The sequence below is a fragment of the Streptomyces niveiscabiei genome (genome assembly GCF_033794345.1).
GTDB lineage: Bacteria > Actinomycetota > Actinomycetes > Streptomycetales > Streptomycetaceae > Streptomyces > Streptomyces niveiscabiei.
In genome coordinates, this window is the sequence record NZ_JARAYJ010000002.1 from 35,076 (window position 1) to 58,582 (window position 23,507).

Below are 23,507 nucleotides of genomic sequence, written 5' to 3' on the forward strand. Positions count from 1 at the left end.
TGGGATGGAGTGAGTCGGATGCGTATGCATGGATTCGAGCGTGGACATGGTCAGGACCCGCGGGAGCGTGGCGGGCGTGGTGGGTTCGAGGGGCGGCGGGCCGCCTTCGGGCCGTTCGGGCCGGGAGGGGGCGGGTTCGGGCCCGGGCCTGGGTTCGGGGGCGGGCCCTGGGGCGGGCGCGGGCGCGGTGGGCCACGGGGGAGGGCCCGGCGAGGGGATGTGCGGGCGTCGATTCTTGCCCTGCTCAAGGAACGGGGGATGCACGGCTACGAGATGATCCAGGAGATCGCCGAGCGCAGTGGCGGGGCCTGGAAGCCGAGCCCGGGGTCCGTCTATCCGACGCTTCAGCTGTTGGAGGACGAAGGGCTCATCAGCAGTGAGAGCGAGGGCGGCAAGAAGCTGTTCTCCCTCACCGAGGCCGGGCGCGCGGCTGCCGAGGACGTCGCCGAGACGCCCTGGGAGGAGGCCACGCGCGGGGTCGACTGGGAGTCACTGCACGAGATCAGGCAGGCCGGGTCCGGACTCTTCGAGGCGTTCGGGCAGGTCTGGCGGACCGGGAACAAGGAGCAGCGTGAGAAGGCTCTGGCTGTTGTCAACGATGCTCGTAAGAAGCTGTATCTGATCCTCGCCGACGAGGACTGAGTCGACGAGTGCTGAGCTGACGAGTACTGGGCCGACGGGGAGCGATCGTCGTACGGCCGGGCAGGCGCCCCGCGGATTCCGTGGGGCGCCTGCCCGTGTCCGGCGTGCTCTCAGGCCACCAGCGTCGACAGCTTCCGCAGCGACTCGTTGAGGGCCGCCGTCGCCGAGTCCTTCAGCTTGCCCGCCATGAGGGACACCGCCGCGCCCGTGAACTCGCCGTCGATGCGGACGTTCGTCGCCGAAGGGCCGTCGGGCGTGAGGGTGTAGCGCGTCAGGAGGGCGACCGCCATCGGGCCCTTGCCGGTGATCGTGAAGGTGCGCGCGGGGGTCAGCTCGCCGATCGTCCACTCGACCTCCGCCGGGAACCCCATCAGCTTCATGTTCTCCTGGAACGTCGCCCCGGTCTCCAGCGAAGCCGGCCCGCCCTGGGGGAAGTCGGTGTGCGTCGCGTTCCACTCGCCGTACGCCGGCCAGTCCGTCAGCCGGGTCCAGATCTTCTCCGCCGATGCCTCGATGCGTGCCTCGGCGCTCACTTCGGCCATGCGACCACCTCTTCGAATCGGCCAGGGTGCGCGGAACGTAGCTCCGGGGCCCGCAACTTGCAAGACACGCGAACTCGCGGGAAACGGGCCGCCGTTCACCGCAGGCGCTGTATCACCGCCGCGTCGAAGACGTCCCACGCGCGCGGGTGCGGGCCCTCGTCGTGGCAGTGCCAGGCCGCCCAGAACAGGTCGGCGGGGAGGGCGTCCTCGGGGGCGTAGACGCGGTACACGTACTGGAGGCCGTCGACCGACGGGAGCGCCACCAGCCAGCTCACGGTCATCAAGCGGAACCCCCTCTCTCACTACTGTGACGTGAGCGCCCACCTCGTGGTTGCGTACAGGGCGTGCGGGGGTGTGATGTGCGCCCCCATAGATGGGGGCTCGCCTGATGTCATCCGTAAGGAGGAGATTGCGGGGTGCCTCGTCCCCTTTGCGTGGGAGGCGGAAATGCTTCGCACCGAGGATGACCGGGGGCGTCCGGGACTGATGGGGTGAGGGGGTGCAACCCCGTATTCCCCGGCAAACGGTCCATGAATCCGTACCGCCCACCGTGGACGACGTCGCCGGGTTCGGCGCGGAGCTCGTGGCGGCGGTCGCCGGTGCGCGCCGCAGGGCCGTACGGGGCGCCGACCGGCAGATCGACAGCGCGCATCTGCTGCACTCGCTGCTGGAGTCCGACCCCGGGGTGCGGGGGGCGTTCGGTGAGGAGGCGCGGGTCGCGCGGGTCCTCGGGTATCTCGTCCAGCGCAGCATCGGGTACGGGCTGCGGTGGCAGGGCGGCGTCGAGGACTCCGGTCAGCTGCCGGTCGTCGCCGTCGCCGAGGGGTTCTCGCCCGTCGCGGCCGTCGCGCTGGAGGCGGCTCGGGCGCGGGCCCGGCGGCGGGGGGTGACGCTGGCCGAAGGGGTCGACCTGCTGGCGGCGGTGCTGGCGGATCCCCGGTCCAGGGCGGTGGAGGTGCTGGCGCGGGCGGGCGTCGACGCGGGGGAGGTGCTGGACCGGGTGGAGAAGGGGGAGGCCGGGGAGACGGGGTGGGGGTGAGGTGGCGGGGGTGGACGTGGGGGCATGATCGCTGGGATGGCTTGCTGACGGCCCGCCGGGGTGGCCGGGCGGGGGACTGTTGGGACAGGTGGCTGGGAGAGCTCTGGGGCGGGCGGGGCGGGAGGCAGTTGGGGTGGCTCGCGGGGAGCCCGCCGGGGCGGCTGGGCCGGGTATCGCTGGGGCGGGCTGCTGGAAGATCGTCATGGGAGTCGGCCGGGAGGCTGTTGGGGTCGTTGTCGGAATGTCGGCGGGGTCGCTCGTTGGCGGGCTCCCCCTGTTCACAGGGCGAGACAGGTGCTTGGTGGGGTGACGGTGCTGTCTGCTGGTGTCATCATGTCGGCGTGGCTAAGGCGAATGGTGTGGGGCTGGGACTGGCGGCGGTGTCCGCTGTGGCGTTCGGGGGGTCCGGGGTCGCGGCGAAGCCGTTGATCGAGGGCGGGCTCGAACCGCTGCACGTGGTGTGGCTGAGGGTGGGGCTCGCCGCGCTGGTGATGGTGCCGGTGGCCTGGCGGCACCGGGATCTCGTACGGCGCAGGCCCGGACTCCTCGCCGGGTTCGGGCTGCTCGGCGTCGCCGGAGTGCAGGCGTTCTACTTCGGGTCGATCTCGCGGCTGCCCGTCGGGGTCGCGCTGCTGCTGGAGTACCTGGCGCCCGCGCTGGTGCTGGGCTGGGTGCGGTTCGTGCAGCGGCGTGCGGTGAGCCGGCGGGCCGTGGCCGGCGTCGTCCTGGCCGTCGGCGGGCTCGCCTGCGTCGTCGAGGTGTGGGCCGGGATGCGGTTCGACGCGCTCGGGGTGCTGCTCGCGCTGGGCGCCGCCTGCTGCCAGGTCGGGTACTTCGTGCTGTCCGACCGAGGGGGCACCGGCAAGGACGCGCCGGACCCGTTCGGGGTGATCGCGTACGGGCTGCTGGTCGGCGCCGCCGTCCTCACGGTCGTCGCGCGCCCCTGGGACCTCGACTGGGCCGTGCTCGGGCGCGGCGCCGACATGAACGGGGCCGGCGTGCCCGCGTGGCTGCTGCTCGGGTGGATCGTGCTGGTGGCGACCGTCGTGGCGTACACGACCGGCGTCGTCTCCGTGCGGCGGCTGTCGCCGCAGGTCGCGACCGTCGTGTCGTGTTCGGAGGCGGTCATCGCGACCGTCCTCGCGTGGGTGCTGCTCGGGGAGCACCTCGGCGCGGCGCAGCTCGCGGGCGGGGCGGTCGTGCTGCTGGGCGCGTTCGTCGCGCAGTCGGCGACGCCCGCGAAGGTGTCCGGGGAGCCGGTGGCGGGCGGGCGTCCGGAATCCGGCCTGGCCGCGCGCGAGACCGCCGTATAGGGTCCTGACCATGCCTTCGACGCTCGTTCTTCCGCCTCCGGCCGCCTGAGGCGGGCCTCCGGAGTGACTGGCCCGGCGCGGCTGTGATGCCGCCGGGCTGAACGGTGTTGCCCGCAGACGAAGTCCACTCTTCGGATCTCGTGTGCTTCTGCGGAGAACGCGTGTCTACTTTTTCCCTGCCCATGTCGCCGGTCGGCCGTGGGCTCTTCTACCTGATCGTCGCCGGGGTCGCCTGGGGGACCGCCGGGGCCGCCGCCTCGCTGGTCTTCCGGGTCAGTGACCTCGGCGCGGTGTCGCTGTCCTTCTGGCGCTGCGTCGTCGGGCTGGCCCTGCTGCTGGCCGCGCAGGCGGTACGTACGGTACGGCGCCGGCCCGGCCGTCGCTCGCGGGGTGCCCGGTGGTGGGCGCTGACGCTGGCCAGTGGGGGCGCGCTCGCCGTGTTCCAGACGGCGTACTTCGCGGCCGTGTCCGCGACCGGCCTCGCCGTCGGGACCGTCGTCACCCTCGGCGCCGGGCCCGTGTTCATCGCGCTCGGCGCGCGGCTGACGCTGGGCGAGCGGCTCGGGCGGGGCGGCGTCCTCGCCGTCGCCGGGGCGCTCGCCGGGCTCGGCGTGCTGTTCGCGGGCGGCGGGGGCGGGGTCGTACGGCCCTGGGGCGTGCTGCTCGGGCTGGTCTCCGCCGCCGGGTACTGCGCGCTGACGCTGATCACCCGGCGGTGGGGGAGCGCGGAGGACGCCTCCGGCACGACCGTCGGCGCGTTCGCGGTGACCGCGCTGTGTCTGCTGCCGTTCGCGGTGGGGGAGGGGCTGGTGCCGCACACCGCCGACCCGGGGCAGGTGGTGTGGCTCGTCGGCTACATCGCCGCCGTCCCCACGGCCCTCGCCTACGCCCTGTACTTCGCCGGCGCGGCCGTCGTCCGTGCGGCGACCGTGTCCGTGGTGATGCTCCTCGAACCGGTCAGCGCGGCCGTGCTGGCGGTCGCGGTGCTGGGGGAGCGGGTCACCGGGGCGACGGTGGTGGGGACGGTGCTGATGCTGGGGTCGGTGGCGGGGCTGGCGGTGGCGGAGGCTCGGGGAGGGGGTGAGTAGGGCGGGGCGGGGCGGGCTCGGCGGCTGGGGTGGGGGGCTCGTGCGGGTCGCGCGCCGGCCGGGGCCTCGGCCGTGTGAGCTGTGCGCGTCGGGGCCCGGCCGTGGGGTCTGAGCGTCGGCTGGGCCCCGGCTGTGTGTGCCGCGCCTCGGCGGCCGGGCCTGGGGCGTGCGGGCTGTGCGTCGCGGCCGGGGCCCGGCCGTGGGGGCCGCGTGCCGGCCGGGCCTCCGGTGGTGCGGGGACGCGTATCGGTGGTACGGCTCCCCCAAGGTGCATCGGGATCACAACTCCCCGAGATACGCGGGGAGTTCCGTGTCGGGTGCCAGGGCCGGGTCCGGGAGTGGGGTGCCGTAGGTGCGGTGTACGGGGATGACGCCGGCCCAGTGCGGGAGGGGCAGGTCCTCGGGCTCCTCGTTCACGCCGCCCGTGCGGGTCTTCGCCGAGACCTCCGTCAGGTCCAGGCGGATCACGGCCGTCGCCGCCAGCTCCTTCTTGTTCGCCGGGCGGGAGTCGGCGGCGCGGCCGGGGATCGCGTGGTTCACCAGGGCGTCCAGGGCCGCGCGCTTCTCGGCGGGGTCCGTGACGTCGTGGGCGAGGCCGTGGATCACCACCGAGCGGTAGTTGATCGAGTGGTGGAAGGCGGAGCGGGCGAGGACCAGGCCGTCGACGTGGGTCACGGTCACGCAGACCGGGAGGCCCTCGGCGGCCCGGCCGGTCATGCGCAGGGGGCGGGAGCCGGTGGAGCCGTGGATATAGAGGCGCTCGCCGACGCGGCCGAAGAGGGTGGGCAGGACGACGGGGGCGCCGTCCCGGACGAAGCCGAGGTGGCAGACGTACGCCTCGTCGAGTATCGCGTGGACCACGTCCCTGTCGTACGAGGCTCGTTGGGGGGAGCGGGTGGGGATCGTGCGGTCGGTCCTGGCGTAGGGAGCGGGGGGCGTGTCCGGGGTGGCCGGCTGCTGTGCGGTGGTTCCCTGCATGGCGTTCTCCATTGCACTAGTGCATACTGTTGTTTGTGCTAGAAGAGTATCCGATCCAAGGTCGTCGTGCGGCCGACATTTCCGCGAGCATCGAGCGCGCGGTGCGTGAAGGGGCGTTGGAGCCAGGTCAACTGCTGCCGCCCATGCGGGAGTTGGCCGTCACGCTCGGGGTGAATCCCAATACCGTCGCCGCCGCGTACCGCGTCCTGCGGGAGCGGGGCGTCATCGAGACGCAGGGGCGGCGGGGGAGCAGGGTACGGGCGCGGCCCGCTACGACCGGGAGGGAGCGGGCGGTCGTCTCCGTGCCGGTGGGGGTGCGGAACCTCGCCTCCGGGAACCCCGATCCGGCGTTGCTGCCCGCGCTCGGGCCCGCGTTCGTCGCGGCGACGAACGGTCGGGCGCCGGTGCTGTACGGGGAGGCGCCCGTCGACGCCGAGCTGGGGCGGTCGGCTCGGCGCGCGTTCGACGCGGACGGGGTGCCCGCGGGGGAACTCGTCGTCGCGTCAGGGGCGTTGGACGCGGTCGAGCGGGTGCTGGGGGCTCATCTGAAGCCCGGCGACTCCGTCGCTGTCGAGGACCCCGGGTGGAACCGGGTGCTCGATCTGGTGGCGGCTCTCGGGCTTCGGGTCGTTCCGGTCGCCGTCGACGACGAAGGGCCCGTCGTCGCGGAGTTGCGGGGCGCTCTGGAATCCGGGGTGCGGGCCGTCGTGATCACCGACCGGGCGCAGAATCCCACCGGGGCCGCCGTGAGCCCCGGGCGCGCCCGGGAACTGCGCCAGGCTCTGGGGGAACATCCCGAGGTTCTGGTCATCGAGGACGATCACGGGCACGGGATCGTGGATCTGCCGCTCTGCCCGCTGGGCGGGGTCACCCGGCACTGGGCCTTCGTGCGGTCCGTCGCCAAGGCTTACGGGCCCGATCTGCGGGTCGCCGTGATGACCGGGGACGCGGTGACCGTGGACCGGGTCCGGGGCCGGCAGCGCCTGGGGGCGGGGTGGGTGAGCCTGGTGGTGCAGCGGGCTGTGGTGTGGCTGTGGGAGCACGGAGGTGTCGATCCGGCCGCGGTGGGCGGGGTCTACCGGGGCCGCCGGGAGACACTGATCGACGCTTTGCGGGAACGAGGAGTCGAGGCTCGGGGGCGGAGCGGGCTGGGCGTGTGGATTCCCGTCGAGGACGAGACGGGTGTGGTGGCTCGGCTGCTGCGGGAAGGGTGGGCCGTGGCCGCCGGTGGGAGGTTCCGGGTGAACTCCGGTCCCGGTATCCGGGTGACGGTCTCCACTCTGCGGGAGGAGGAGACGGAGGAATTCGCTCGGGCCGTCGCCGAGGCTGTGAAGGGTTCTTCCGATTGGGGAGTGGTATAGGTCGTTCGTTTTCCGGGCGCGGGTTCAATGCGGTTGCTTCGCCACTGGAGTTGCGCGCCGGTCGCGGAGAGGGCCGACTCCGTGCGGGCGCCCCGGGGGAGGAGTTCGCGCTTTGCGGCGAGCATGGACGGCGGGGTGCCGCTCGCCGAGGGTGGGTGGTGATGTGGGCCGAGGGCGAGTTCTGCCACGAGTGGCTGAAGTTCACGCTGAGGGCGCGGGGCAGCGAGCCGCTGACGGTTCATCAGGGCAACGAGACGCACCCCTGACCAGGGCTCGTCCAGGCCGGGTTCGCGCCTCTGCTGGGCCGCAACCCGGTGCCCGAGGGCGTGGTGACCGTGCCGCTGCGGCGGGGGTGCGCCGGCACGTGTACGTGGTCCGGGCGGGCCGGCGCCGACCGCCGCCCGTCGGTCAGGGCGGCGGTGGAGGCGCTCAAGTCGGCGTCGGAGAGGGGCTCGTGAGCGGGTGTCAGGTCCCCTGAACGGACCTCACGCCCCCAGCTTCCGGAAGTCCCACGACACCACCTTCTCCGGTGTCAGGCGTATCCACGCGTGCCTCCCGTCGTGCGGCATGGAGTCCAGCCGGAAGTTCTTGCGGGCGAACCGGGTCTCCACGGCGTCGAGTTCGGCGCACAGCTCTCCGGTGCGGGGGATCTCGCCGATGAACTCGACGGTTCCGGACAGCTCGACGCCCCGCAGCTGGTCGTACTCCTCGCCCGTGTCGACGACGATGGCGACGCGCGGGTCCCGGCGCAGGTGGGTCCACCGCTTGCTGCGCACGACCGAGTAGAGCCAGAGCGAGGTGCCGTCCCAGAGGAACCACAGCGCGCTGACGTGCGGAGCGCCGTCCGCCGACACCGTGGCCACCCGGCAGGTGCGTTGGGTGTCGAGGAACTCGTCCAGTTCCCCCGGCGTCATCATGATCTTGCGGCCCCGACGCTGAGTGACAGTCATGCGGCCCCCTTTTCTGTTGGCTCGTTCCGTCTTTCCTTACGTCCGGCCCCGCCGGGTTTCCTCACAGGACACCGAAAGATCCTCTGACGGATCGTCAGAAATCAGCATGGTCCGCCTTCCGGGCCGACGCAATGGCGGCTACCCTCTCGGGCGACCCGGAAGCCAGGGGGAGATGTGATTCTCGACACCGAGAATGCGGTTCTACTCACGGTGGAGTGTCAGGAGGGGGTCGTCGGAGAGGACGCCGCCCTGCCCCAACTCGCCGCCGAGGCAAGGAAGTCGGGCGTGCTGGACAATGTCGCCCGGCTGGTCGCCGCCGCGCACGAGGCGGGCGTACAGGTCGTCCACGCGGTCGCGGAACGCCGGCCCGACGGGAAGGGCGCGAGCCGCAACGCGCGGTTGTTCCGGGCCGCCGAGCGGCTGCCCGTCCAGCAGCTCGCCGGTTCGCGCGCGGTGCGGGTCGCGGCGCCGATCGAGGTCGACGAGCGCGACATCGTCGTACCGAGACTGCACGGGCTGTCGCCGCTGCACGGGACCGAGGTAGACGCGCTGCTGCGGAACCTGGGGTGCCGGACGCTGGTCGTCGTCGGGGTGTCGGCGAACGTCGCGATCCCCAACTCGGTGTTCGACGCGGTGAATTCGGGCTACACGGTGGTCGTCGCGTCGGACGCGATCGCGGGGGTGCCGCCGGAGTACACCCCCGCGATGGTCCGCCACACACTCGCGTTGGTCGCCACGGTCGCGACCACGGACGAGGTGCTGGCGGGGTTCGACTCCCCTGCTACGCCAGGGTGATGTTGTTGCCGCTGACCGTGATGTTCACCGACGGGAGCGGCTTCTGGGCCGGGCCGCTCTTCACGCTGCCGTCCTCGATGGAGAAGTTGCTCTGGTGGCACGGGCAGTTGATGACGCCGTCCGCCACGCTCTTGACCGCACAGCCCTGGTGGGTGCAGACGGCGGAGAACGCCTTGTAGGTGCCCGCCGTCGGCTGGGTGACGACGACCTTCTCCGAGGCGAAGACCTTGCCGCCGCCCTCGGGGATGTCGGCGGTGGTGGCGAGCGCGGCGCCGCCGGCCGAGCCGCCGGTCGTCGTGGACGGGGACGACCCGGTCGAACCGGTCGAGCCCGTGGTGCCGTTGTCGTTCGAACCGGTCGCCGCCGACGAGTCGTCGTCGGAGCTTCCGCACGCGGTCAGCGCCACGGCGAGCCCCGCCGCTCCGGCCGCCGTCACGACGGTACGACGGGCGGGGCCTGCGAGGGGTTTGAGCGGTCCGCTGGTCATGCTGAGGTTTCCCTTCGGGGGGTGGGATTCTCGGGATACGCACACGGGTACGGCTGCGGGCCGTGAACCGTTCAGCGCGGCCCCGATCCGGGGAGGTCCCGCGATCCTCGCGCGCGGGCGGTCGGGCGGGCGTAAGCCAGAGCTGTCGTCGAGCTGTCGGCCCGCCCTCGGTAACCTGGGCGGATGCTCAAGGACGTCACCGCCACCCGCTACATCACGCCCCTGCGGGAGGGCGGTTCGCTGCCCGGTCTGGTCGAGGCCGACGACTTCGGGACCTACGTCCTGAAGTTCACCGGCGCGGGCCAGGGCCGCAAGACGCTGGTCGCCGAGGTCGTCTGCGGCGAGCTGGCCCGGCGGCTCGGATTCCGCATGCCGCGCCTGGTCACCGTACAGCTCGACCCGGTCCTCGGACTCGCCGAGCCCGACCAGCAGGTGCAGGACCTGATCCGCTCCAGCGGCGGCACCAACCTCGGGATGGACTTCCTCTCCGGGGCGCTCGGCTTCGACCCGCTGGCCTTCGAGGTGAGCGCCGAGGACGCCGGGCGGATCGTCTGGTTCGACGCGCTGATCAACAACGTCGACCGCTCCTGGCGCAACCCCAACCTGCTGATGCACCGCGACGAGCTCTGGCTCATCGACCACGGCGCGACGATGATCTGGCACCACAACTGGCCGACCGCCGAGACCTCCGCCGCCCGTCCCTACGACGCCTCCGACCACGCCCTCGCGGCCTTCGCGCCCGACGTCGCGGGCGCCGCCGCCGACCTCGCCCCGCAGGTCACCGGGGAACTCCTCGCCGAGGTCACCGCCGAGATCCCGGACGAGTGGCTCACCGGCGAGGCCGGCTTCGACGACCCCGACGCGCTGCGCCGGGCGTACGCGGCGCCGCTGCTGGCCCGGGCGGCCGACATCCACACCCGCGTGAAGGGGATCAGCGCATGACCGAGCACCTCACCCACATGGCCGGACAGCTCACCGAGCGGCACATCACCCGGGACGGGCGCAGCGCCGCCGGGGACGTCTACGAGTACGCGCTGCTGCGCGTCGTCCCGCGCGTGGAGCGCGGTGAGTGCGTCAACGCGGGCGTGCTGGTGTACTGCCGCGCCAAGGGGTACGTGGGGGCCCGTACGCATCTCGACGAGGCGCGGCTGCTGGCCCTCGACCCCCGGGCGGACGTCGAGGGCGTGCGGGCGGCGCTGGGGGCCGTGGAGCGGGTCTGCGAGGCCGCCGGGCAGAGCGCCGGGGACGATCCCGGGAAGCGGTTCAGGTGGCTCGTCGCGCCCCGGTCGGCCGTCGTGCAGCCGGGGCCCGTGCACACCGGGCTGACCGGGGATCCGGCGGCCGAGGCGGAACGGTTGCTGGATCTGCTGGTGAGGTGACCGGCGGGGTTTCGATCACAGTGGCCGGGTGGCCCGTTGACACGGAGTGCCGGGGCTTCTAGCGTCACGGGTGGCGAAGGTACTAAGCGGTTGCTCACCGCACAGCGAGGGCCAGCCGGCGTTCTTCAAGAGGGTTTTCTCAAGGGCGAGGAGAAGCAGCACATGTCCACCACAGAACAGCGCGTCGCGATCGTCACCGGCGCGGCACGCGGCATCGGCGCCGCCACCGCCGTACGGCTGGCCGCCGAGGGCCGCGCGGTCGCCGTGATCGACCTGGACGAGGCCGCCTGCAAGGACACCGTCGAGAAGATCACCGCGGCCGGCGGCAAGGCCATCGCCGTCGGCGCGGACGTCTCCGACGAGGCGCAGGTGGAGGCCGCCGTCGCGCGCGTCGCCGCCGAACTGGGCGCCCCGACGATCCTCGTCAACAACGCGGGTGTCCTGCGCGACAACCTGCTGTTCAAGATGAGCGCGTCCGACTGGGACACCGTCCTCAACGTGCACCTGCGCGGCTCGTTCCTGATGACCCGCGCGGTCCAGAAGCACATGGTCGACGCCGGGTTCGGCCGGGTCGTCAACCTCTCCTCCTCCTCGGCGCTCGGCAACCGCGGCCAGGTCAACTACTCCGCCGCCAAGGCCGGGTTGCAGGGCTTCACCAAGACCCTCGCCATCGAGCTCGGCAAGTTCGGCATCACCGCCAACTCCGTCGCGCCCGGCTTCATCGCCACCGAGATGACCAAGGCCACCGCCGACCGGGTCAACATGGACTTCGAGGACTTCAAGAAGGCCGCCGCGACCCAGATCCCCGTCCAGCGCGTCGGCGAGCCCGAGGACATCGCCAACGCCATCGCCTTCTTCACCGGCGAGGCGGCCGGATTCGTCTCCGGCCAGGTCCTGTACGTCGCCGGCGGCCCGGTCAACTAGGAAGCACCCCATGACTGTGGAACTCTCCGGCAAGGTCGCGCTGGTCACCGGCGCCAGCCGAGGCATCGGGTACGGCGTCGCCGAGGCGCTCGTCGCGCGCGGCGACCGCGTGTGCATCACCGGACGCAACGAGGACGCCCTCAAGGAAGCCGTCGACAGGCTCGGCGCCGACCGCGTCATCGGCGTCGCCGGCAAGGCGCACGACCTCGACCACCAGGCCGAGGCCGTCGACCGCGTGATGGAAGCCTTCGGGCGCGTCGACTTCCTCGTCAACAACGCCGGAACCAACCCGGTGTTCGGACCGCTCGCCGACCTCGACCTGAACGTCGCCCGCAAGGTCTACGAGACCAACGTCATCTCCGCGCTCGGCTTCGCGCAGAAGACCTGGCACGCCTGGCAGAAGGACAACGGCGGCGCCATCGTCAACATCGCGTCCGTGTCCGGGATCGCGCCCTCGCCGTTCATCGCCGCGTACGGCATGAGCAAGGCCGCGATGATCAACCTCACCCAGCAGCTCGCGCACGAGTTCGCGCCCAAGGTGCGGGTCAACGCCATCGCGCCGGCCGTCGTGAAGACGAAGTTCGCCGAGGCGCTGTACGAGGGGCGCGAGGCGGAGGCGGCTGCCGCGTACCCGCTCGGGCGGCTCGGCGTGCCGTCCGACATCGGGGGGACGGCGGCCTTCCTGACGTCCGACCAGTCCGACTGGATCACCGGGCAGACACTCGTCGTCGACGGGGGGATCTTCCTCAACGCGGCTGTGGGATAAGCACGGTCGCACCTTCGCGAAGGCGTCGCTCCTGACCTGGGGCGGCGCCTTCGGCGCTTTGGGCGGCGCCTGAGGCGTACTCCTCCTCGTACGAATACGTGTACGAGGAACCGGTTCACGCCGCCCCGCGCTGCGGTAGGGTCTCGCGCCAACCCCCCTTGGTACGGCCGATCGAGGAGCGTGCGCGTGTTCATGAAGCGAAGCCTGCGGGGTGTGGCGGTGATCGCCTCCCTAGGGATGGTCGCGGGCTGCGGCTACCTCTCCGACAGCGGCTCCGGGGACAAGGGGCCCATCGTCGTGGGCACCACCAGCGCGCCCAGCACCCTCGACCCGGCCGGTGCCTGGGACGGCTCCTGGGAGCTGTTCCGCAACGTCTACCAGACGCTGCTCTCCTACCCCAACGGCGCGACCTCGCCCGAGCCGGACGCCGCCCAGAGCTGCACCTTCAGCGCCGATCACCGCGTCTACAGCTGCGAGCTGAGACCCGGGCTGAAGTTCTCCAACGGCGACAAGCTCGACGCCGCCGCCGTCAAGCACTCCGTCGACCGCATCCGCGCGATCAACGCGCAGACCGGTCCCGCCGGGCTCCTCGGCTCCCTCGACAAGGTCGAGACCGAGGGCGAGCGCGGTGTCGTCTTCCGGCTCAACAAGCCCGACGCGACCTTCCCGTTCGTCCTCGCCACCCCCGCGCTCTCCCTCGTGCCCGCCGTCGCCTACCCCGACAACTCGCTGCGCAAGGACTCCCGGGTCATCGGCTCGGGGCCGTACCGGCTCGACGCCTACGACCAGGGCAAAGAGGCCGTCCTCGTGCGCAACCCGACGTACAAGGGGTTCGCCGCCCGCAAGAACGACGCCGTCACCATCCGCTACTTCCCGGACTCCGCGAGCATGGTCAAGTCCCTGCGCGACGGCGGGATCGACATCACCTACCAGGGGCTCGCCGCCGACGACGTCGTCTCCCTGGAGAGCAAGAGCGACGAGAACAAGGGACTCGAACTGCACGAGGGCGCCGGGAGCGCCATCAACTACCTCGTCTTCAACCCCAAGGACACGGCCGCGAACGACATCGCCGTACGCAAGGCCGTCGCCCAGACCATCGACCGGGGCGCCATCGCCCACAAGGTCTACCAGGACACCGTCGAGCCCCTGTACTCCATGATCCCGCAGGGCCTCACCGGGCACACGACGCCCTACTTCGACGTCTTCGGCGAACCCGACGCCGGCAAGGCGCGCGCGATCCTCGACAAGGCCGACGTCACCACGCCCGTACCGCTCACCCTCTGGTACACCACCGACCGGTACGGCTCCGACACCCGGCTCGAATTCAACGAGATCAAGGCCCAGTTGGACGCGTCCGGGCTGTTCAGGGTGACCCTCAAGAGCCGGCCCTGGAACACGTACGTCCTCGGCTACCAGAAGGGCGAGTACCCGGTCTTCGGGCGCGGGTGGCAGCCCGACTTCCCCGACCCCGACAACTTCATCGCGCCGTTCGTGGGCCGCCAGAACGCGCTCGGCACGCCCTACGACATCAAGCGGATCACCGACGTCCTGCTGCCGCGCTCCCGCCGGCAGAGCGACCGCGCCGACGTCGTCAAGGACTTCCAGGAGGCCCAGCAACTCCTCGTCGAGGACGTGCGGCTGCTGCCGCTGTGGCAGGGGAAGCAGTACCTCGCCGCGAGCGAGGACATCGCCGGCGCGGAGCGGTCCCTCGACCCGGCGACGATCATGATGGTGTGGGAGCTGTCCCGGAAGACGAGCTGGTGAGAGGGGCCGCGGGGCCGATTGTCAGTGGGCGGCGGTAAGTTCTGGAAGTGTTCCGGAAGTGGAAGACACCGCACGATCGAAGGACGATGACGTGACCGACACCGCCATGCTGCCCGAGTCCTGGCGCGGGGTCCTGGGGGACGAACTTCAGCAGCCCTACTTCAAGGAGCTGACCGAGTTCGTGGAGGAGGAGCGGGCGAAGGGTCCCGTCTACCCGCCGCGCGAAGAGGTCTTCGCGGCGCTGGAGGCCACGCCGTACGACCAGGTCAAGGTGCTGATCCTCGGTCAGGACCCGTACCACGGTGAGGGGCAGGGGCACGGGCTCTGCTTCTCCGTCCGGCCCGGTGTGCGGATTCCGCCGTCCCTGCGCAACATCTACAAGGAGATGAACTCCGAGCTGGGGACGCCGATTCCGGACAACGGATATCTGATGCCGTGGGCCCAGCAAGGGGTGCTGCTGCTCAACGCCGTGCTGACCGTTCGTGCCGGTGAGGCCAACTCCCACAAGAACAAGGGGTGGGAGAAGTTCACGGACGCGGTGATCAAGGCGGTGGCCTCCCGGCCCGATCCCGCCGTGTTCGTGCTGTGGGGGGCCTACGCGCAGAAGAAGGCCCGGCTCATCGACGAGCGGCATGTCGTGGTGCAGGGGGTGCATCCTTCGCCGCTGTCCGCGAAGGGGGGGTTCTTCGGGTCCCGGCCGTTCACGCAGATCAACGAGGCGGTGGCTGCGCAGGGGCATGCGGCCATCGACTGGACGGTTCCGAATCTGAAGTGAGGGCGGGGGGCCTTCGGCTTCGGTCGGCCGGCGTTGTGAGGGGGCGCGCGTCGGCCGGTCACGTCGGGTGGGTTGTGGTGTCTGGTCTCTGGTGTCGCCGACCGGGATCGTCGGTCCCTGCGGTTAACGTCCTGGGTGGCATGGACGACCTGGCACGGAGGGCGCGCGGTGGCGGAGCAGCGGGAGCAGGAGGCCGTGGACGCGTTGTTGACGCGGATCGGGCAGGTCGTGATGTTGCATCACGGAGGTGACCGGGAAGAGGCGCGGGACCGGTTGCTGGAGATGTGGGGGGAGGTGGGGGAGGACGGTGAGGCGGTGCATCGCTGCACGCTCGCGCACTACCTCGCGGACACGCAGGACGACCCCTCCGACGAGCTGGCCTGGGACCTCCGTGCGCTGACCGCCGCCGACGAGACGCCGTCCGCCGTACGCTCGCTCTATCCCTCCCTGCACCTCAACCTCGCCGCCGACTACGAGAAGCTGGGGCGTCCCGACGCGGCCCGTACGCATCTGCGGGCGGCTCGGGTGGCGGCGCGAGGGCTGGGGGAGGACGGGTACAGCTCGGGGGTACGGGAGGCCATCGAGCGGCTTGCGGGGAGGCTGGGGGAAGGGGAGGGGGAGGCGTGGGGGTTCTGGGGGGTGAGTGGGCGGTGAGTCTCGCCGGGCGCCGGATCTCGGGGCGTGCGGGTGGGGTGCGGCGTACGGCGTCGGGCGTCAAAGCTCCTGCGCCGTACGGGCGTTGATCCACAAGGCCGTGACCAACCCCATACAGTTCGGGTAGCCGGGCGGTAGCGGACCGTCAGCGCTTGCCCCTAGGCTTGTCCGCATGTCCCCCGATCCTGGTGCCCCTGGTTCCGTGCGGTCCGCTACTGAATTGAACGAGCGGATCAGGTCGCTGTGGCTGCGCGCGGGCGGGTCGCTGTCGGCGCACGAGCGCGCGGAGTACGAACTGCTGGTCGTGGAGTGGGCCGAGGCGATACGCGGCGAGGTCGTCGAGGCGGCGTAGCGCTCCGCGGGGGAGCCGCGAGGGCGTTCGCCGTGCCGGCGTGAGTGTTCGCGCCGGGTCCGCGGTGCACGGCGGAGGCGGCTCTGCCGGTCGGCGCCGTTCCTCCTCGACGACGCCCTCCGTGAACCGGCGCGGGCGTCACCGCGAGCGGCTCGCGATCAGAGGCGTACCCTGCGGAGCGCCGCCGCCGCAGAACAGCCGCCAAGGCGTTGCCCACCGGGGCTCCCCGCAACCACATGCCCACCATCCGCGGCACCACGCGCTCACTTCCCGCCCCCAGCGCTACCTCGTACGCGGTCAGCAGGGCGCCGTACGCGGCGAGCGCGCCCCTCTGCGCACTTCCCGCCCCCAGCACCGCCTCCTCAGCCCCCTGCACCGCGCCCTCCAGCGTGCCCCTCCGCTCACCTTCCGCCCGCCCCCAGCACCGCGCCCCCAGCGCGCCCCTCCTGCCCGCCATCCACGGCACCACCCCCTCCGTGTCCGCCCGCCCCCAGCGCGCCCCTCCGCTCACCTCCCGCCCGCCACCCGCAGCACCGCCCCCGTCGTGTACGCCGCCTCCCCCGACAGCAGCCAGGCCACGGCCCCCGCGATCTCCTCGGCCCGCCCCGGTCTCCCCAGCGGGATCGCCGAGGCCGCCCGGTGTGCCCGGTCCGGGTCCCCCATCGCTGCGTGCATCTCCGTGTCGATCATCCCGGGCGCGACCGCGTTGACACGGATGCCGTCGGGCCCCAGTTCCTGGGACAGCCCGACGGTCAGCGCGTCGACGGCCGCTTTGCTCGCGGCGTAGTGCACATAGTCCCCGGCGCTGCCGAGCGTCGCCGCGGCGGACGAGATGTTGACGATCGCCCCGGCGCCCCGAGGGGCCATCAGCTGCGCCGCCCGGCGTGAACACAGCAGTACGCCAAGGAGGTTGACGTCCACGACGCGCCGCAGATCCACGGGGTCGGCGTCCGCGAGGCGGCCCAGCGGGCCGGTCACCCCCGCGTTGTTCACGAGGCCGGTCACCGCGCCGAGCTGCCCCTCGGCGACCTCGAACAGCCGCTCCACGTCGGCCTCGACGGACGTATCGACCCGCACGACGACGGCACGAGCGCCGGCGTCCCGCACCGCCCCGGCCACCCCCTCCGCCGCGCCGGCGTCCCGGACGTACCCGATCGCCACGTCGTGCCCCTCGGCCGCGAGCCGGCGGCAGATCGCCGCGCCGATGCCCCGGCTCCCGCCGGTGACGACAGTGACAGGGGACATGGGGCCTCCGGGGTGTGCGACAGCGAACCTCACGGTACGTCCACAGCCTGGCACACCGCGTCGGGCGCGAAATGGGCTCGTTCGTTCGGCAAGGGCGAGAGCCGGCAGGTGATGGCCATGGACCTCTGGCCGTTGTACGACCAGGCCGACTACGCGGCCTTCGGCAGTCTCTTCGGAGTGCGCAACCACGCGGGCTTTCACCCGCTCGCACCGGACCGCGGTCTTCCCGTCGATCTGTCGAGTGGGCTGCGCTCGCAGCTTGAGTCCTGGGTCGCGGCGGGAGACATGTACGGTGCGAGCTGGGTCAGTTGGGCGGAGCTCGCCTCACTGGATCCCGCGGCCACGCCGGGGCACTTCGTCGGCCGGCTGACCTGGCACGCGAAGTCACTGCCCTCCGTCCTGCACCAACAGCTCGTGCCCGACCCATGGCCGCCGGAAGCCCTGGCCGTGGTAGGCACGCCGACCCCGGGCCCGCACAGCACGATGGGACCCGTCGAATGGACCACCGGCGAACTGATGTGCAGATACGAGCCGTTGACCGTCGGCGCTGTCCTGGGCCCTGAGACCCACTGGCCCCATGTCTTCGCCGTGATGAAGGCTCTGGCAGGGCGCTTCGGCGACGACGGCGTCCGCCTCGTGGTGGCGTTCGACTGACAGCCCCCGGGAGGAGCCGCCCGGAGCTTCAAAAACCCATGTCTCTCCCCAGCGGACGACCTACTGTGTTGCCCACTGTCTTGGGCCGGGCCGGTGGGCTCGCGTCGCGGAATCAAACGGGTGGGGAAACAGTGGTTCGTCAGGCACGTGTCGGCATGATGGTTGCCATGCTCATGACCTTGGTGGTGCTCGCCGGGTGTGGAACCGGACAGGACTCCCGGGCGGGTGCGACGGCGGAGCCGACAGGGACGTCCGGTGCACAGGACAAGCCGTTGGGCGAGGCGGACCTGGAGCGGGCGACGATCGCCGGCACGGATCTCGCCGGCTACGAAGTGCGCCGGGAAACCGCTGCCACTTTCGCGTCCCGCAAGACGGCGGACCCTACCGAATGCGCGCCTGTCATGCAGGCGGTGGGCGGCAGCAGCGGTTTCGCGGCCATCGCGCGCACCGCCCGGCTCGTTTCTCCGAAGGAGAGCGGAGCCAGTGCGCACATGACCCTCGCGTCGCACAGCCCGGGAGAGGCCAGGCAGGTGATCGACGAGTTGCGGACGGCCGCCGAGCGGTGCGAGACCTTCAGGGACATTCTGGTGCGCTACGACTACGACGCGGTCCAGCTCCGACCCGACCCCGGCTACGGCGACGAATCCGTGTCCATCCGGCTCACGCAGCTGGTGTCGGACGGCGAGGACGACGAACCGGTCCGGGTGCCTCACGCGGTGGTGGCAGTTCGACAAGGGGCCACGGTCGTCATGTTCACCACCTTGAGCCGCCCCGGCGGACCACGCGGCAAGGAGCCGGCCAGTGTGCCGAAAGCGGTCATCGAGGCACAGCTGGACAAGCTCAGGGGCTGAGGGGCCCGTTCAGCCCCTGCGCAGATGTGCGAGCGCCGCCTCGTCGATCCCGTACGGCCGTTCCTCCGGCAACAGCGAGGCCGCCGCGTCCAGTTCACCCGCCCGCACGTGCGCGTGGACCTTCTTCGCCAGCCCGGTGACGTCCTCGATGCCCACGATCCAGTCGTCGGCGTACCGTTCTGTCGCCTCCCCCGCCAGGCCCAGCTGAAGAGACCGGTGGGGCAGGGGGGCCAGCAGCAGATTCCGCTCCGGATCCCACTGCACCCGGGCCGGTGCCCGCTTCAACTCGCGTTTCCAGTCGGCGAGTTCCCCGTGCAGTTCCGGCACGTGATGGGAGAGGCAGGCGTTGCGCAGGGCCCACTCGAAGCCCTCCCGTTTGATCTCGATGGCCAGGACCGTCTCCTGGCCCTCCTTCTCCGCCCACCCGCAGCGGTACATCATCCACAGGAACGACGGCTTGATCCAGGTCATGCGCGTGCGGCTCCAGGTGGACGGAAAGCGGCCGTCGCGGGCGGCGGGGAGGCCGATCTCGGGGCGGTATGCCTGGTAGACGGTGAGGGTGGTGCCGGTGTGCCGGGCTCGGATCTGATACTTCGGATGTTCCACGCCGCAAGCCTCGCCGCAGGAGCGGGGGCGGGGCCACCGAATATCAACTCAAGGACGGTTTGCCACGGCCTCTTGGCTCCGCCCCCGTGATCCCCAAGACTCGGTCGTATGACCCAGCGTGTGGAACTTGCCACCGTGATGGACCGGTTGGCCGTCGACGAGCTGATCACCGACTATGCGAGGGCCGTGGACGACGCCGATTGGGGGGCGTACGAGGCACTGTTCGTGGGGGAGGGGCGGGCCGACTACACGTCGGCCGGGGGGATCGAGGGGGGTGTGCGGGAGGTCGTCGCATGGCTGGCGGAGAGCATGCCGCTGTTCGTGATGCGGCAGCATCTGATCGTCAATCGGCGGGTCGTGTTCGAGCAGTTGGAGCAGGACCTCGGGGACACCGCCCGCGTACGGGCGGACTTCGTCAACCCGATGCGGTTCGCGAACGGGGAGACGCCCGGCACGGTCCCTGATTTCATCGCCGGCGGGCGGTACGCGTTCACGCTCGTGCGGACGTACGACGGATGGCGGTTCACGGAGGTCGTCGTCGAGGAGAAATGGCGCCGACTGGCCGAGCCTCCCCTGTCGTAGATCGCGGACGCCGCGCACACTGGACGCACATCGACAGGGAGGCGCCGTATGACAACCCGCTGGTCGACCTCCCCCCGCCGCCGTACGGCGCTCGCCGCGCTCGCCGGCGCGCTGCCGGTGCTCGCGTTCCCCGCGCCGGGGCTGTGGTGGTGGGCGTGGGCGGCGCTGGTGCCGTGGCTGCTCCTCGTCCGGAGCGCGCCGACCGGGAGGCGCGCGGTGTACGAGGGGTGGGCCGGGGGGTTCGGGTTCATGCTGGCGATGCACCACTGGCTGCTGCCGAGCCTGAACGTGTTCACGTTCGTGATCGCGGGGTTGCTGGGGGCGTTGTGGGGGCCGTGGGGGTGGTTGGTACGGAGGCTGCTGGGTACGGGGCCCGAAAGCGGCGGGTCGGATGATCGCACCGGGCGGGGGTTCGACGAGCCCGGCCGAGCCCTGTCCCCCCGGTCACCCACCCCGAAACAGACCGTGACCGCCCTCCTCGTCCTCCCCTCCGCCTGGCTCCTCGTCGAACTCGTCCGCTCCTGGCAAGGGCTCGGCGGCCCCTGGGGCATGCTCGGCGCGAGCCAATGGCAGGTCGAACCGGCGCTGCGGCTCGCCTCCGTCGGCGGCGTGTGGCTGCTCAGCTTCCTCGTCGTCGCCGTCAACACGGCCCTCGCGATCCTGATCGCCGTACCCGCCGCCCGTACGCCCGCCCTGGCCGCGCTTCTCGCGACGGCGACGGCGGCCGGTGCCGCGCACCTGGGGGCGCCGCGCCCCGAGACCACCGGCCGGACCAGGATCGCCGTCGTCCAGGCCGGCGTGGTCGACGGCCCCGACCGCCGGTTCGACCGCGAGGAGCAGCTCACCCGGCAGCTCGTCGGACAGGACGTCGATCTGATCGTGTGGGGCGAGAGCAGTGTCGGATACGACCTGAAGGACCGCCCCGACCTGGCCCGGCGCCTCGCCGCGCTGTCGGGCGCGACCGGCGCGGACATCCTCGTGAACGTCGACGCGCGCCGCTCCGACCGCCCCGGCATCTACAAGAGCTCGATCCTGGTGGGCCCGGACGGCCCGACCGGCGACCGGTACGACAAGATGCGGCTGGTGCCGTTCGGGGAGTACGTCCCGGCACGCTCGCTGCTCGGCTGGGCGACGTCCGTCGGGAAGGCGGCCGGCGAGGACCGCAAGCGCGGCACCCACCAGGTCGTCATGGACGTGGGCGACGATCTGCGGATCGGCCCGATGGTCTGCTTCGAGACCGCGTTCCCCGACATGAGCCGCAGCCTCGCCCGCAAGGGCGCCGACATCCTCGTCGCCCAGTCCTCGACCTCGTCGTTCCAGCACAGCTGGGCCCCGGCGCAGCACGCCTCGCTCGGCGCCCTGCGCGCCGCCGAGACGGGCCGCACCTTCGTCCACGCGACGCTCACGGGCGTCTCCGCCGTCTACGACCCGTCGGGCCACCGCGTCGGCCGCACCCTCGGCACGAGCACGAGCGCGACGGCCGTGTACGAGGTCCCGCTCGCGAACGGCCGTACGCTGTACGCCCGTTACGGTGACTGGATGGTGTACGCGGCCCTCCTCGCGCTCGCCGCGTACGCCGTCACCCTGCGGCGGACACCTCGCGCACGACCCGCTCGCACAGCTCATGAGTCGCCAGCGCGTCCCGTGCGCTGAGCGTCTTCCCCGCGCGCACGGCGTCGAGGAACGCCAGCACCGCCTGCTCGATCCCCCGCTGCCGGGCCACCGGCACCCAGTCGCCGCGCCGCCGCACGCTCGGCTGACCCTTGTGGTCGATGATCTCCGCGAGGTTGACGACCTGCCGTTTCGTGTCCTGCCCGGAGACCTCCAGGACCTCCTCGTTCGACCCGCTGAGCCGGTTCATCACGCCGAGCGCGGTGAAACCGTCGCCCGCGAGCTGGAGGACGACGTGGTGCAGGAGCCCGTCCTCGACCCGCCCGCGCACGGTGACGTCCTCGACCTCGCCCGGCACGAGGAACCTCAGCGTGTCGACGACGTGGATGAAGTCGTCGTACACCATCGTGCGCGGGTCCTCCGGGAGCCCTATGCGGTTCTTCTGCATGAGGATCAGCTCGCGGGGATGGTCGGCGCACTGCGTGTACCCCGGCGCGTACCGCCGGTTGAACCCCACGGCCAGCGACACGCCGCGCGCCTCCGCGAGTTCCACCAGCCGTACGCAGTCCGCTAGTTGGTACGCCAGCGGCTTGTCGACGTACGTCGGTACGCCCGCCTCCAGCAGCCGCGTCACGATCTCCGGGTGCGCGGCGGTGGGCGCGTGCACGAACGCGGCGTCCAGCTCCTGGGCCAGCAACTCGTCGAGCCCGGCGTGCCGTTGGGCGGCCGGCACCCGCAACGCCTCCCCGACGTCCTCGAGCGTCGCGGGCGTCCGGGTGTGCAGGTGCAGACTTACTCCCGGCGACCCGCCCAGCACCGGAAGGTACGCCTTCCGCGCGATGTCCCCGAGCCCGATGCAGCCGACCTTCACGCCTACTCCTCACCTCGCCGTCCGCTCCGCAGCATACGGGGGGCGCCAGTCCGCCACGTTCACCTGGGAAAAGGCGTGGTCGGGCGGGGTGGGGTGGGGGATCATGCCGGGTATGAGCAATGAGCGGATCGAGCCCGCGCAGGACGCGTCCGAGCGAGAGATGCTGGAGGGCTGGCTGGAGTATCACCGGCGGACTCTGGCGTGGAAGTGCGAGGGGTTGGACGACGGGCAGTTGAGGACCGCAGCGGTGCCGCCGTCGGAGTTGTCGTTGATGGGGCTGGTGCGGCACATGGCGGAGGTCGAGCGGGGGTGGTTCCGGGCGAAGCTCATGGGGGAGGACGTCGGGGGGATTTATTTCACCGACGCCGATCCGGACGGGGAGTTCCACCTCACCGAGGCGGACACGTGGGCGGAGGCGTACGGGACCTGGCAGGGGGAGATCGTGGTCGCGCGCGAGAACGCCGCGCGGTACGGGCTCGACGAGCTGTCCCGGGGCAAGAGCCGGTCCACCGGGGAGCCGTTCAGCCTGCGGTGGATCTACACGCACATGATCGAGGAGTACGCGCGGCACAACGGGCACGCGGATCTGCTGCGCGAGCGGATCGACGGGACCACCGGGGAGTGACGTCAGTTCCGGCCGACGCGAGCCGTCCGTACGGGGCAGGAGATCACCCTTGCGGGGCAACCTCCGCTTGTCCATGGCCCCTTCGGGCGCCGGAGCCGACAGAGTTGCGCGGGTGCACCGTACGACGACTACCGCGACCCTGCTGGTGACTGTCGCCGCGTCCGCTCTCACCGGATGCGTGACCGTCCAGCATCATCCGACCGCGCCGGGGGCTTCCGCCGTGCCCGTGCCCGCGCCCGCTGTGCCGCCGTTGCCCCGTCCCGACGGGAAGGGGAGGGCCCGGGTGATCCAGGCGCCGGCGCGGGAGGCGCTGGACATGGTCGCGCCGGCGCGTACGGAGGCTCCGGCGCGGCGCCGGGCCGCTGAGCCGACGCCGGTGCCCGCGGCGCGGGGGCGGGAGGAGACGGGGGCCCGGGAGAAGGCCCACCCGCGGCGTCCCGCCGTACCCCATGAGCCCGCCGGGCCGCGGATCGAGATTCCCGATGTGGAGTCGGAGGTTCGGCGGCGGGCGGATGTGTGCGCGTTGGGGCGGCAGTACGGGGGGTGGCGGGAGGGCAGCCCCGAGGCCCGCATCTGTGATGAGGCGTACGGGAGGTAGCGCCAGCCGAAGGGGGGTGTGAGGTGGTGTGGCGACTGCGGGTCTGTTGTGGCTG

Annotated in this window: 28 protein-coding genes; 20 read left to right on the plus strand and 8 right to left on the minus strand. The window is 71.8% G+C overall.

What is annotated here, in order from left to right; genetic code table 11:
- Positions 1–18: 18 nt before the first annotated feature.
- Positions 19–642 carry a PadR family transcriptional regulator gene (locus tag PV682_RS02345; RefSeq protein WP_223008838.1) on the plus strand — a complete coding sequence of 208 codons (624 nt, stop codon included), beginning with the start codon at positions 19–21 and terminating at the stop codon, positions 640–642.
- Positions 643–752: 110 nt separating this feature from the next.
- Here PV682_RS02345 and PV682_RS02350 read toward each other — a convergent pair whose 3' ends face one another.
- Positions 753–1,184 (minus strand): type II toxin-antitoxin system Rv0910 family toxin, encoded by a 432-nt coding sequence (locus tag PV682_RS02350; protein ID WP_319723412.1) that lies wholly within the window; start codon positions 1,182–1,184, stop codon positions 753–755.
- A gap of 95 nt (positions 1,185–1,279) precedes the next feature.
- Positions 1,280–1,459 carry a hypothetical protein gene (locus tag PV682_RS02355; protein WP_319724178.1) on the minus strand — a complete coding sequence of 60 codons (180 nt, stop codon included), beginning with the start codon at positions 1,457–1,459 and terminating at the stop codon, positions 1,280–1,282.
- 224 nt (positions 1,460–1,683) lie between these two features.
- Between PV682_RS02355 and PV682_RS02360 the strand changes: the two genes are divergently transcribed.
- The 3 genes from PV682_RS02360 (at position 1,684) to PV682_RS02370 (ending at position 4,624) form a co-directional block, all read left to right on the plus strand.
- A complete protein-coding gene (locus PV682_RS02360; RefSeq protein WP_407705584.1) occupies positions 1,684–2,223 on the plus strand; it encodes a Clp protease N-terminal domain-containing protein in 540 nt (179 codons plus the stop codon).
- Positions 2,224–2,564: 341 nt separating this feature from the next.
- Positions 2,565–3,536 carry an EamA family transporter gene (locus PV682_RS02365; protein ID WP_319723416.1) on the plus strand — a complete coding sequence of 324 codons (972 nt, stop codon included), beginning with the start codon at positions 2,565–2,567 and terminating at the stop codon, positions 3,534–3,536.
- Between the two features lie 182 nt (positions 3,537–3,718).
- Positions 3,719–4,624 carry a DMT family transporter gene (locus tag PV682_RS02370; protein WP_319724180.1) on the plus strand — a complete coding sequence of 302 codons (906 nt, stop codon included), beginning with the start codon at positions 3,719–3,721 and terminating at the stop codon, positions 4,622–4,624.
- A 279-nt stretch (positions 4,625–4,903) separates the two neighbouring features.
- Here PV682_RS02370 and PV682_RS02375 read toward each other — a convergent pair whose 3' ends face one another.
- Entirely contained in the window at positions 4,904–5,602 is a 699-nt protein-coding gene (locus tag PV682_RS02375) for a pyridoxamine 5'-phosphate oxidase family protein (protein WP_319723418.1), read from the minus strand.
- 35 nt (positions 5,603–5,637) lie between these two features.
- Between PV682_RS02375 and PV682_RS02380 the strand changes: the two genes are divergently transcribed.
- Positions 5,638–6,963, plus strand: a complete 1,326-nt coding sequence (locus PV682_RS02380; RefSeq protein ID WP_319723420.1) for an aminotransferase class I/II-fold pyridoxal phosphate-dependent enzyme — start codon at positions 5,638–5,640, stop codon at positions 6,961–6,963.
- Positions 6,964–7,448: 485 nt separating this feature from the next.
- Here the strand turns inward: PV682_RS02380 and PV682_RS02385 are convergent, their stop codons facing one another.
- On the minus strand, positions 7,449–7,913 hold the full coding sequence (locus PV682_RS02385; protein ID WP_319723422.1) for a pyridoxamine 5'-phosphate oxidase family protein: 465 nt from the start codon (positions 7,911–7,913) through the stop codon (positions 7,449–7,451).
- Between the two features lie 174 nt (positions 7,914–8,087).
- On the opposite strand from PV682_RS02385, the gene PV682_RS02390 reads away from it, so the two are divergent.
- Positions 8,088–8,708 (plus strand): cysteine hydrolase, encoded by a 621-nt coding sequence (locus PV682_RS02390; RefSeq protein ID WP_319723424.1) that lies wholly within the window; start codon positions 8,088–8,090, stop codon positions 8,706–8,708.
- Here the strand turns inward: PV682_RS02390 and PV682_RS02395 are convergent.
- Complete coding sequence (locus PV682_RS02395; protein WP_055722575.1) at positions 8,695–9,195, minus strand: Rieske (2Fe-2S) protein; 501 nt, start codon at positions 9,193–9,195, stop codon at positions 8,695–8,697. The two genes, PV682_RS02390 and PV682_RS02395, sit on opposite strands and share 14 nt — an antisense overlap.
- A 183-nt stretch (positions 9,196–9,378) precedes the next feature.
- On the opposite strand from PV682_RS02395, the gene PV682_RS02400 reads away from it, so the two are divergent.
- The 8 genes from PV682_RS02400 (at position 9,379) to PV682_RS02435 (ending at position 15,809) form a co-directional block, all read left to right on the plus strand.
- Entirely contained in the window at positions 9,379–10,137 is a 759-nt protein-coding gene (locus PV682_RS02400) for a HipA family kinase (protein WP_319723427.1), read from the plus strand.
- A gap of 17 nt (positions 10,138–10,154) precedes the next feature.
- Positions 10,155–10,574 (plus strand): DUF3037 domain-containing protein, encoded by a 420-nt coding sequence (locus PV682_RS02405; protein ID WP_079056997.1) that lies wholly within the window; start codon positions 10,155–10,157, stop codon positions 10,572–10,574.
- Between the two features lie 162 nt (positions 10,575–10,736).
- Positions 10,737–11,498 (plus strand): 3-oxoacyl-ACP reductase FabG, encoded by a 762-nt coding sequence (gene fabG, locus PV682_RS02410; protein WP_319723429.1) that lies wholly within the window; start codon positions 10,737–10,739, stop codon positions 11,496–11,498.
- 10 nt (positions 11,499–11,508) lie between these two features.
- Positions 11,509–12,264 carry an SDR family oxidoreductase gene (locus tag PV682_RS02415; RefSeq protein WP_319723431.1) on the plus strand — a complete coding sequence of 252 codons (756 nt, stop codon included), beginning with the start codon at positions 11,509–11,511 and terminating at the stop codon, positions 12,262–12,264.
- 192 nt (positions 12,265–12,456) lie between these two features.
- On the plus strand, positions 12,457–14,028 hold the full coding sequence (locus tag PV682_RS02420; RefSeq protein WP_407705593.1) for an ABC transporter substrate-binding protein: 1,572 nt from the start codon (positions 12,457–12,459) through the stop codon (positions 14,026–14,028).
- 91 nt (positions 14,029–14,119) lie between these two features.
- Complete coding sequence (gene ung, locus PV682_RS02425) at positions 14,120–14,803, plus strand: uracil-DNA glycosylase (RefSeq protein ID WP_109365041.1); 684 nt, start codon at positions 14,120–14,122, stop codon at positions 14,801–14,803.
- A 168-nt stretch (positions 14,804–14,971) separates the two neighbouring features.
- Positions 14,972–15,457 (plus strand): hypothetical protein, encoded by a 486-nt coding sequence (locus PV682_RS02430; protein ID WP_319723436.1) that lies wholly within the window; start codon positions 14,972–14,974, stop codon positions 15,455–15,457.
- A gap of 172 nt (positions 15,458–15,629) precedes the next feature.
- On the plus strand, positions 15,630–15,809 hold the full coding sequence (locus PV682_RS02435) for a hypothetical protein (protein ID WP_319723438.1): 180 nt from the start codon (positions 15,630–15,632) through the stop codon (positions 15,807–15,809).
- Positions 15,810–16,316: 507 nt separating this feature from the next.
- Here PV682_RS02435 and PV682_RS02440 read toward each other — a convergent pair.
- The gene (locus PV682_RS02440; RefSeq protein WP_319723440.1) at positions 16,317–17,054 is read right to left on the minus strand and encodes an SDR family oxidoreductase; all 738 of its coding nucleotides are present in this window, start codon (positions 17,052–17,054) and stop codon (positions 16,317–16,319) included.
- 117 nt (positions 17,055–17,171) lie between these two features.
- On the opposite strand from PV682_RS02440, the gene PV682_RS02445 reads away from it, so the two are divergent.
- On the plus strand, positions 17,172–17,708 hold the full coding sequence (locus PV682_RS02445) for a hypothetical protein (RefSeq protein WP_319723441.1): 537 nt from the start codon (positions 17,172–17,174) through the stop codon (positions 17,706–17,708).
- Positions 17,709–17,887: 179 nt separating this feature from the next.
- Entirely contained in the window at positions 17,888–18,559 is a 672-nt protein-coding gene (locus tag PV682_RS02450) for a hypothetical protein (RefSeq protein WP_319723443.1), read from the plus strand.
- A gap of 9 nt (positions 18,560–18,568) precedes the next feature.
- Here the strand turns inward: PV682_RS02450 and PV682_RS02455 are convergent, their stop codons facing one another.
- Positions 18,569–19,165: a DUF4291 domain-containing protein gene (locus tag PV682_RS02455; RefSeq protein ID WP_319723445.1), complete on the minus strand. Its 597-nt coding sequence runs from the start codon at positions 19,163–19,165 to the stop codon at positions 18,569–18,571.
- Between the two features lie 108 nt (positions 19,166–19,273).
- Here PV682_RS02455 and PV682_RS02460 point away from each other — a divergent pair, with 108 nt between their 5' ends.
- Both PV682_RS02460 and lnt read left to right on the plus strand, forming a co-directional pair.
- A complete protein-coding gene (locus PV682_RS02460; RefSeq protein ID WP_319723447.1) occupies positions 19,274–19,747 on the plus strand; it encodes a nuclear transport factor 2 family protein in 474 nt (157 codons plus the stop codon).
- Between the two features lie 48 nt (positions 19,748–19,795).
- Positions 19,796–21,400 (plus strand): apolipoprotein N-acyltransferase, encoded by a 1,605-nt coding sequence (gene lnt / locus PV682_RS02465; RefSeq protein ID WP_319723449.1) that lies wholly within the window; start codon positions 19,796–19,798, stop codon positions 21,398–21,400.
- Here lnt and PV682_RS02470 read toward each other — a convergent pair.
- Positions 21,327–22,229: a Gfo/Idh/MocA family protein gene (locus tag PV682_RS02470; RefSeq protein WP_319723451.1), complete on the minus strand. Its 903-nt coding sequence runs from the start codon at positions 22,227–22,229 to the stop codon at positions 21,327–21,329. The two genes, lnt and PV682_RS02470, sit on opposite strands and share 74 nt — an antisense overlap.
- A gap of 112 nt (positions 22,230–22,341) precedes the next feature.
- Here PV682_RS02470 and PV682_RS02475 point away from each other — a divergent pair, with 112 nt between their 5' ends.
- Together PV682_RS02475 and PV682_RS02480 are read left to right on the plus strand one after the other, a co-directional pair.
- Positions 22,342–22,854 carry a DinB family protein gene (locus PV682_RS02475; RefSeq protein WP_319723453.1) on the plus strand — a complete coding sequence of 171 codons (513 nt, stop codon included), beginning with the start codon at positions 22,342–22,344 and terminating at the stop codon, positions 22,852–22,854.
- A gap of 112 nt (positions 22,855–22,966) precedes the next feature.
- Positions 22,967–23,452 (plus strand): hypothetical protein, encoded by a 486-nt coding sequence (locus tag PV682_RS02480; protein WP_319723455.1) that lies wholly within the window; start codon positions 22,967–22,969, stop codon positions 23,450–23,452.
- Positions 23,453–23,507 lie beyond the last annotated feature (55 nt).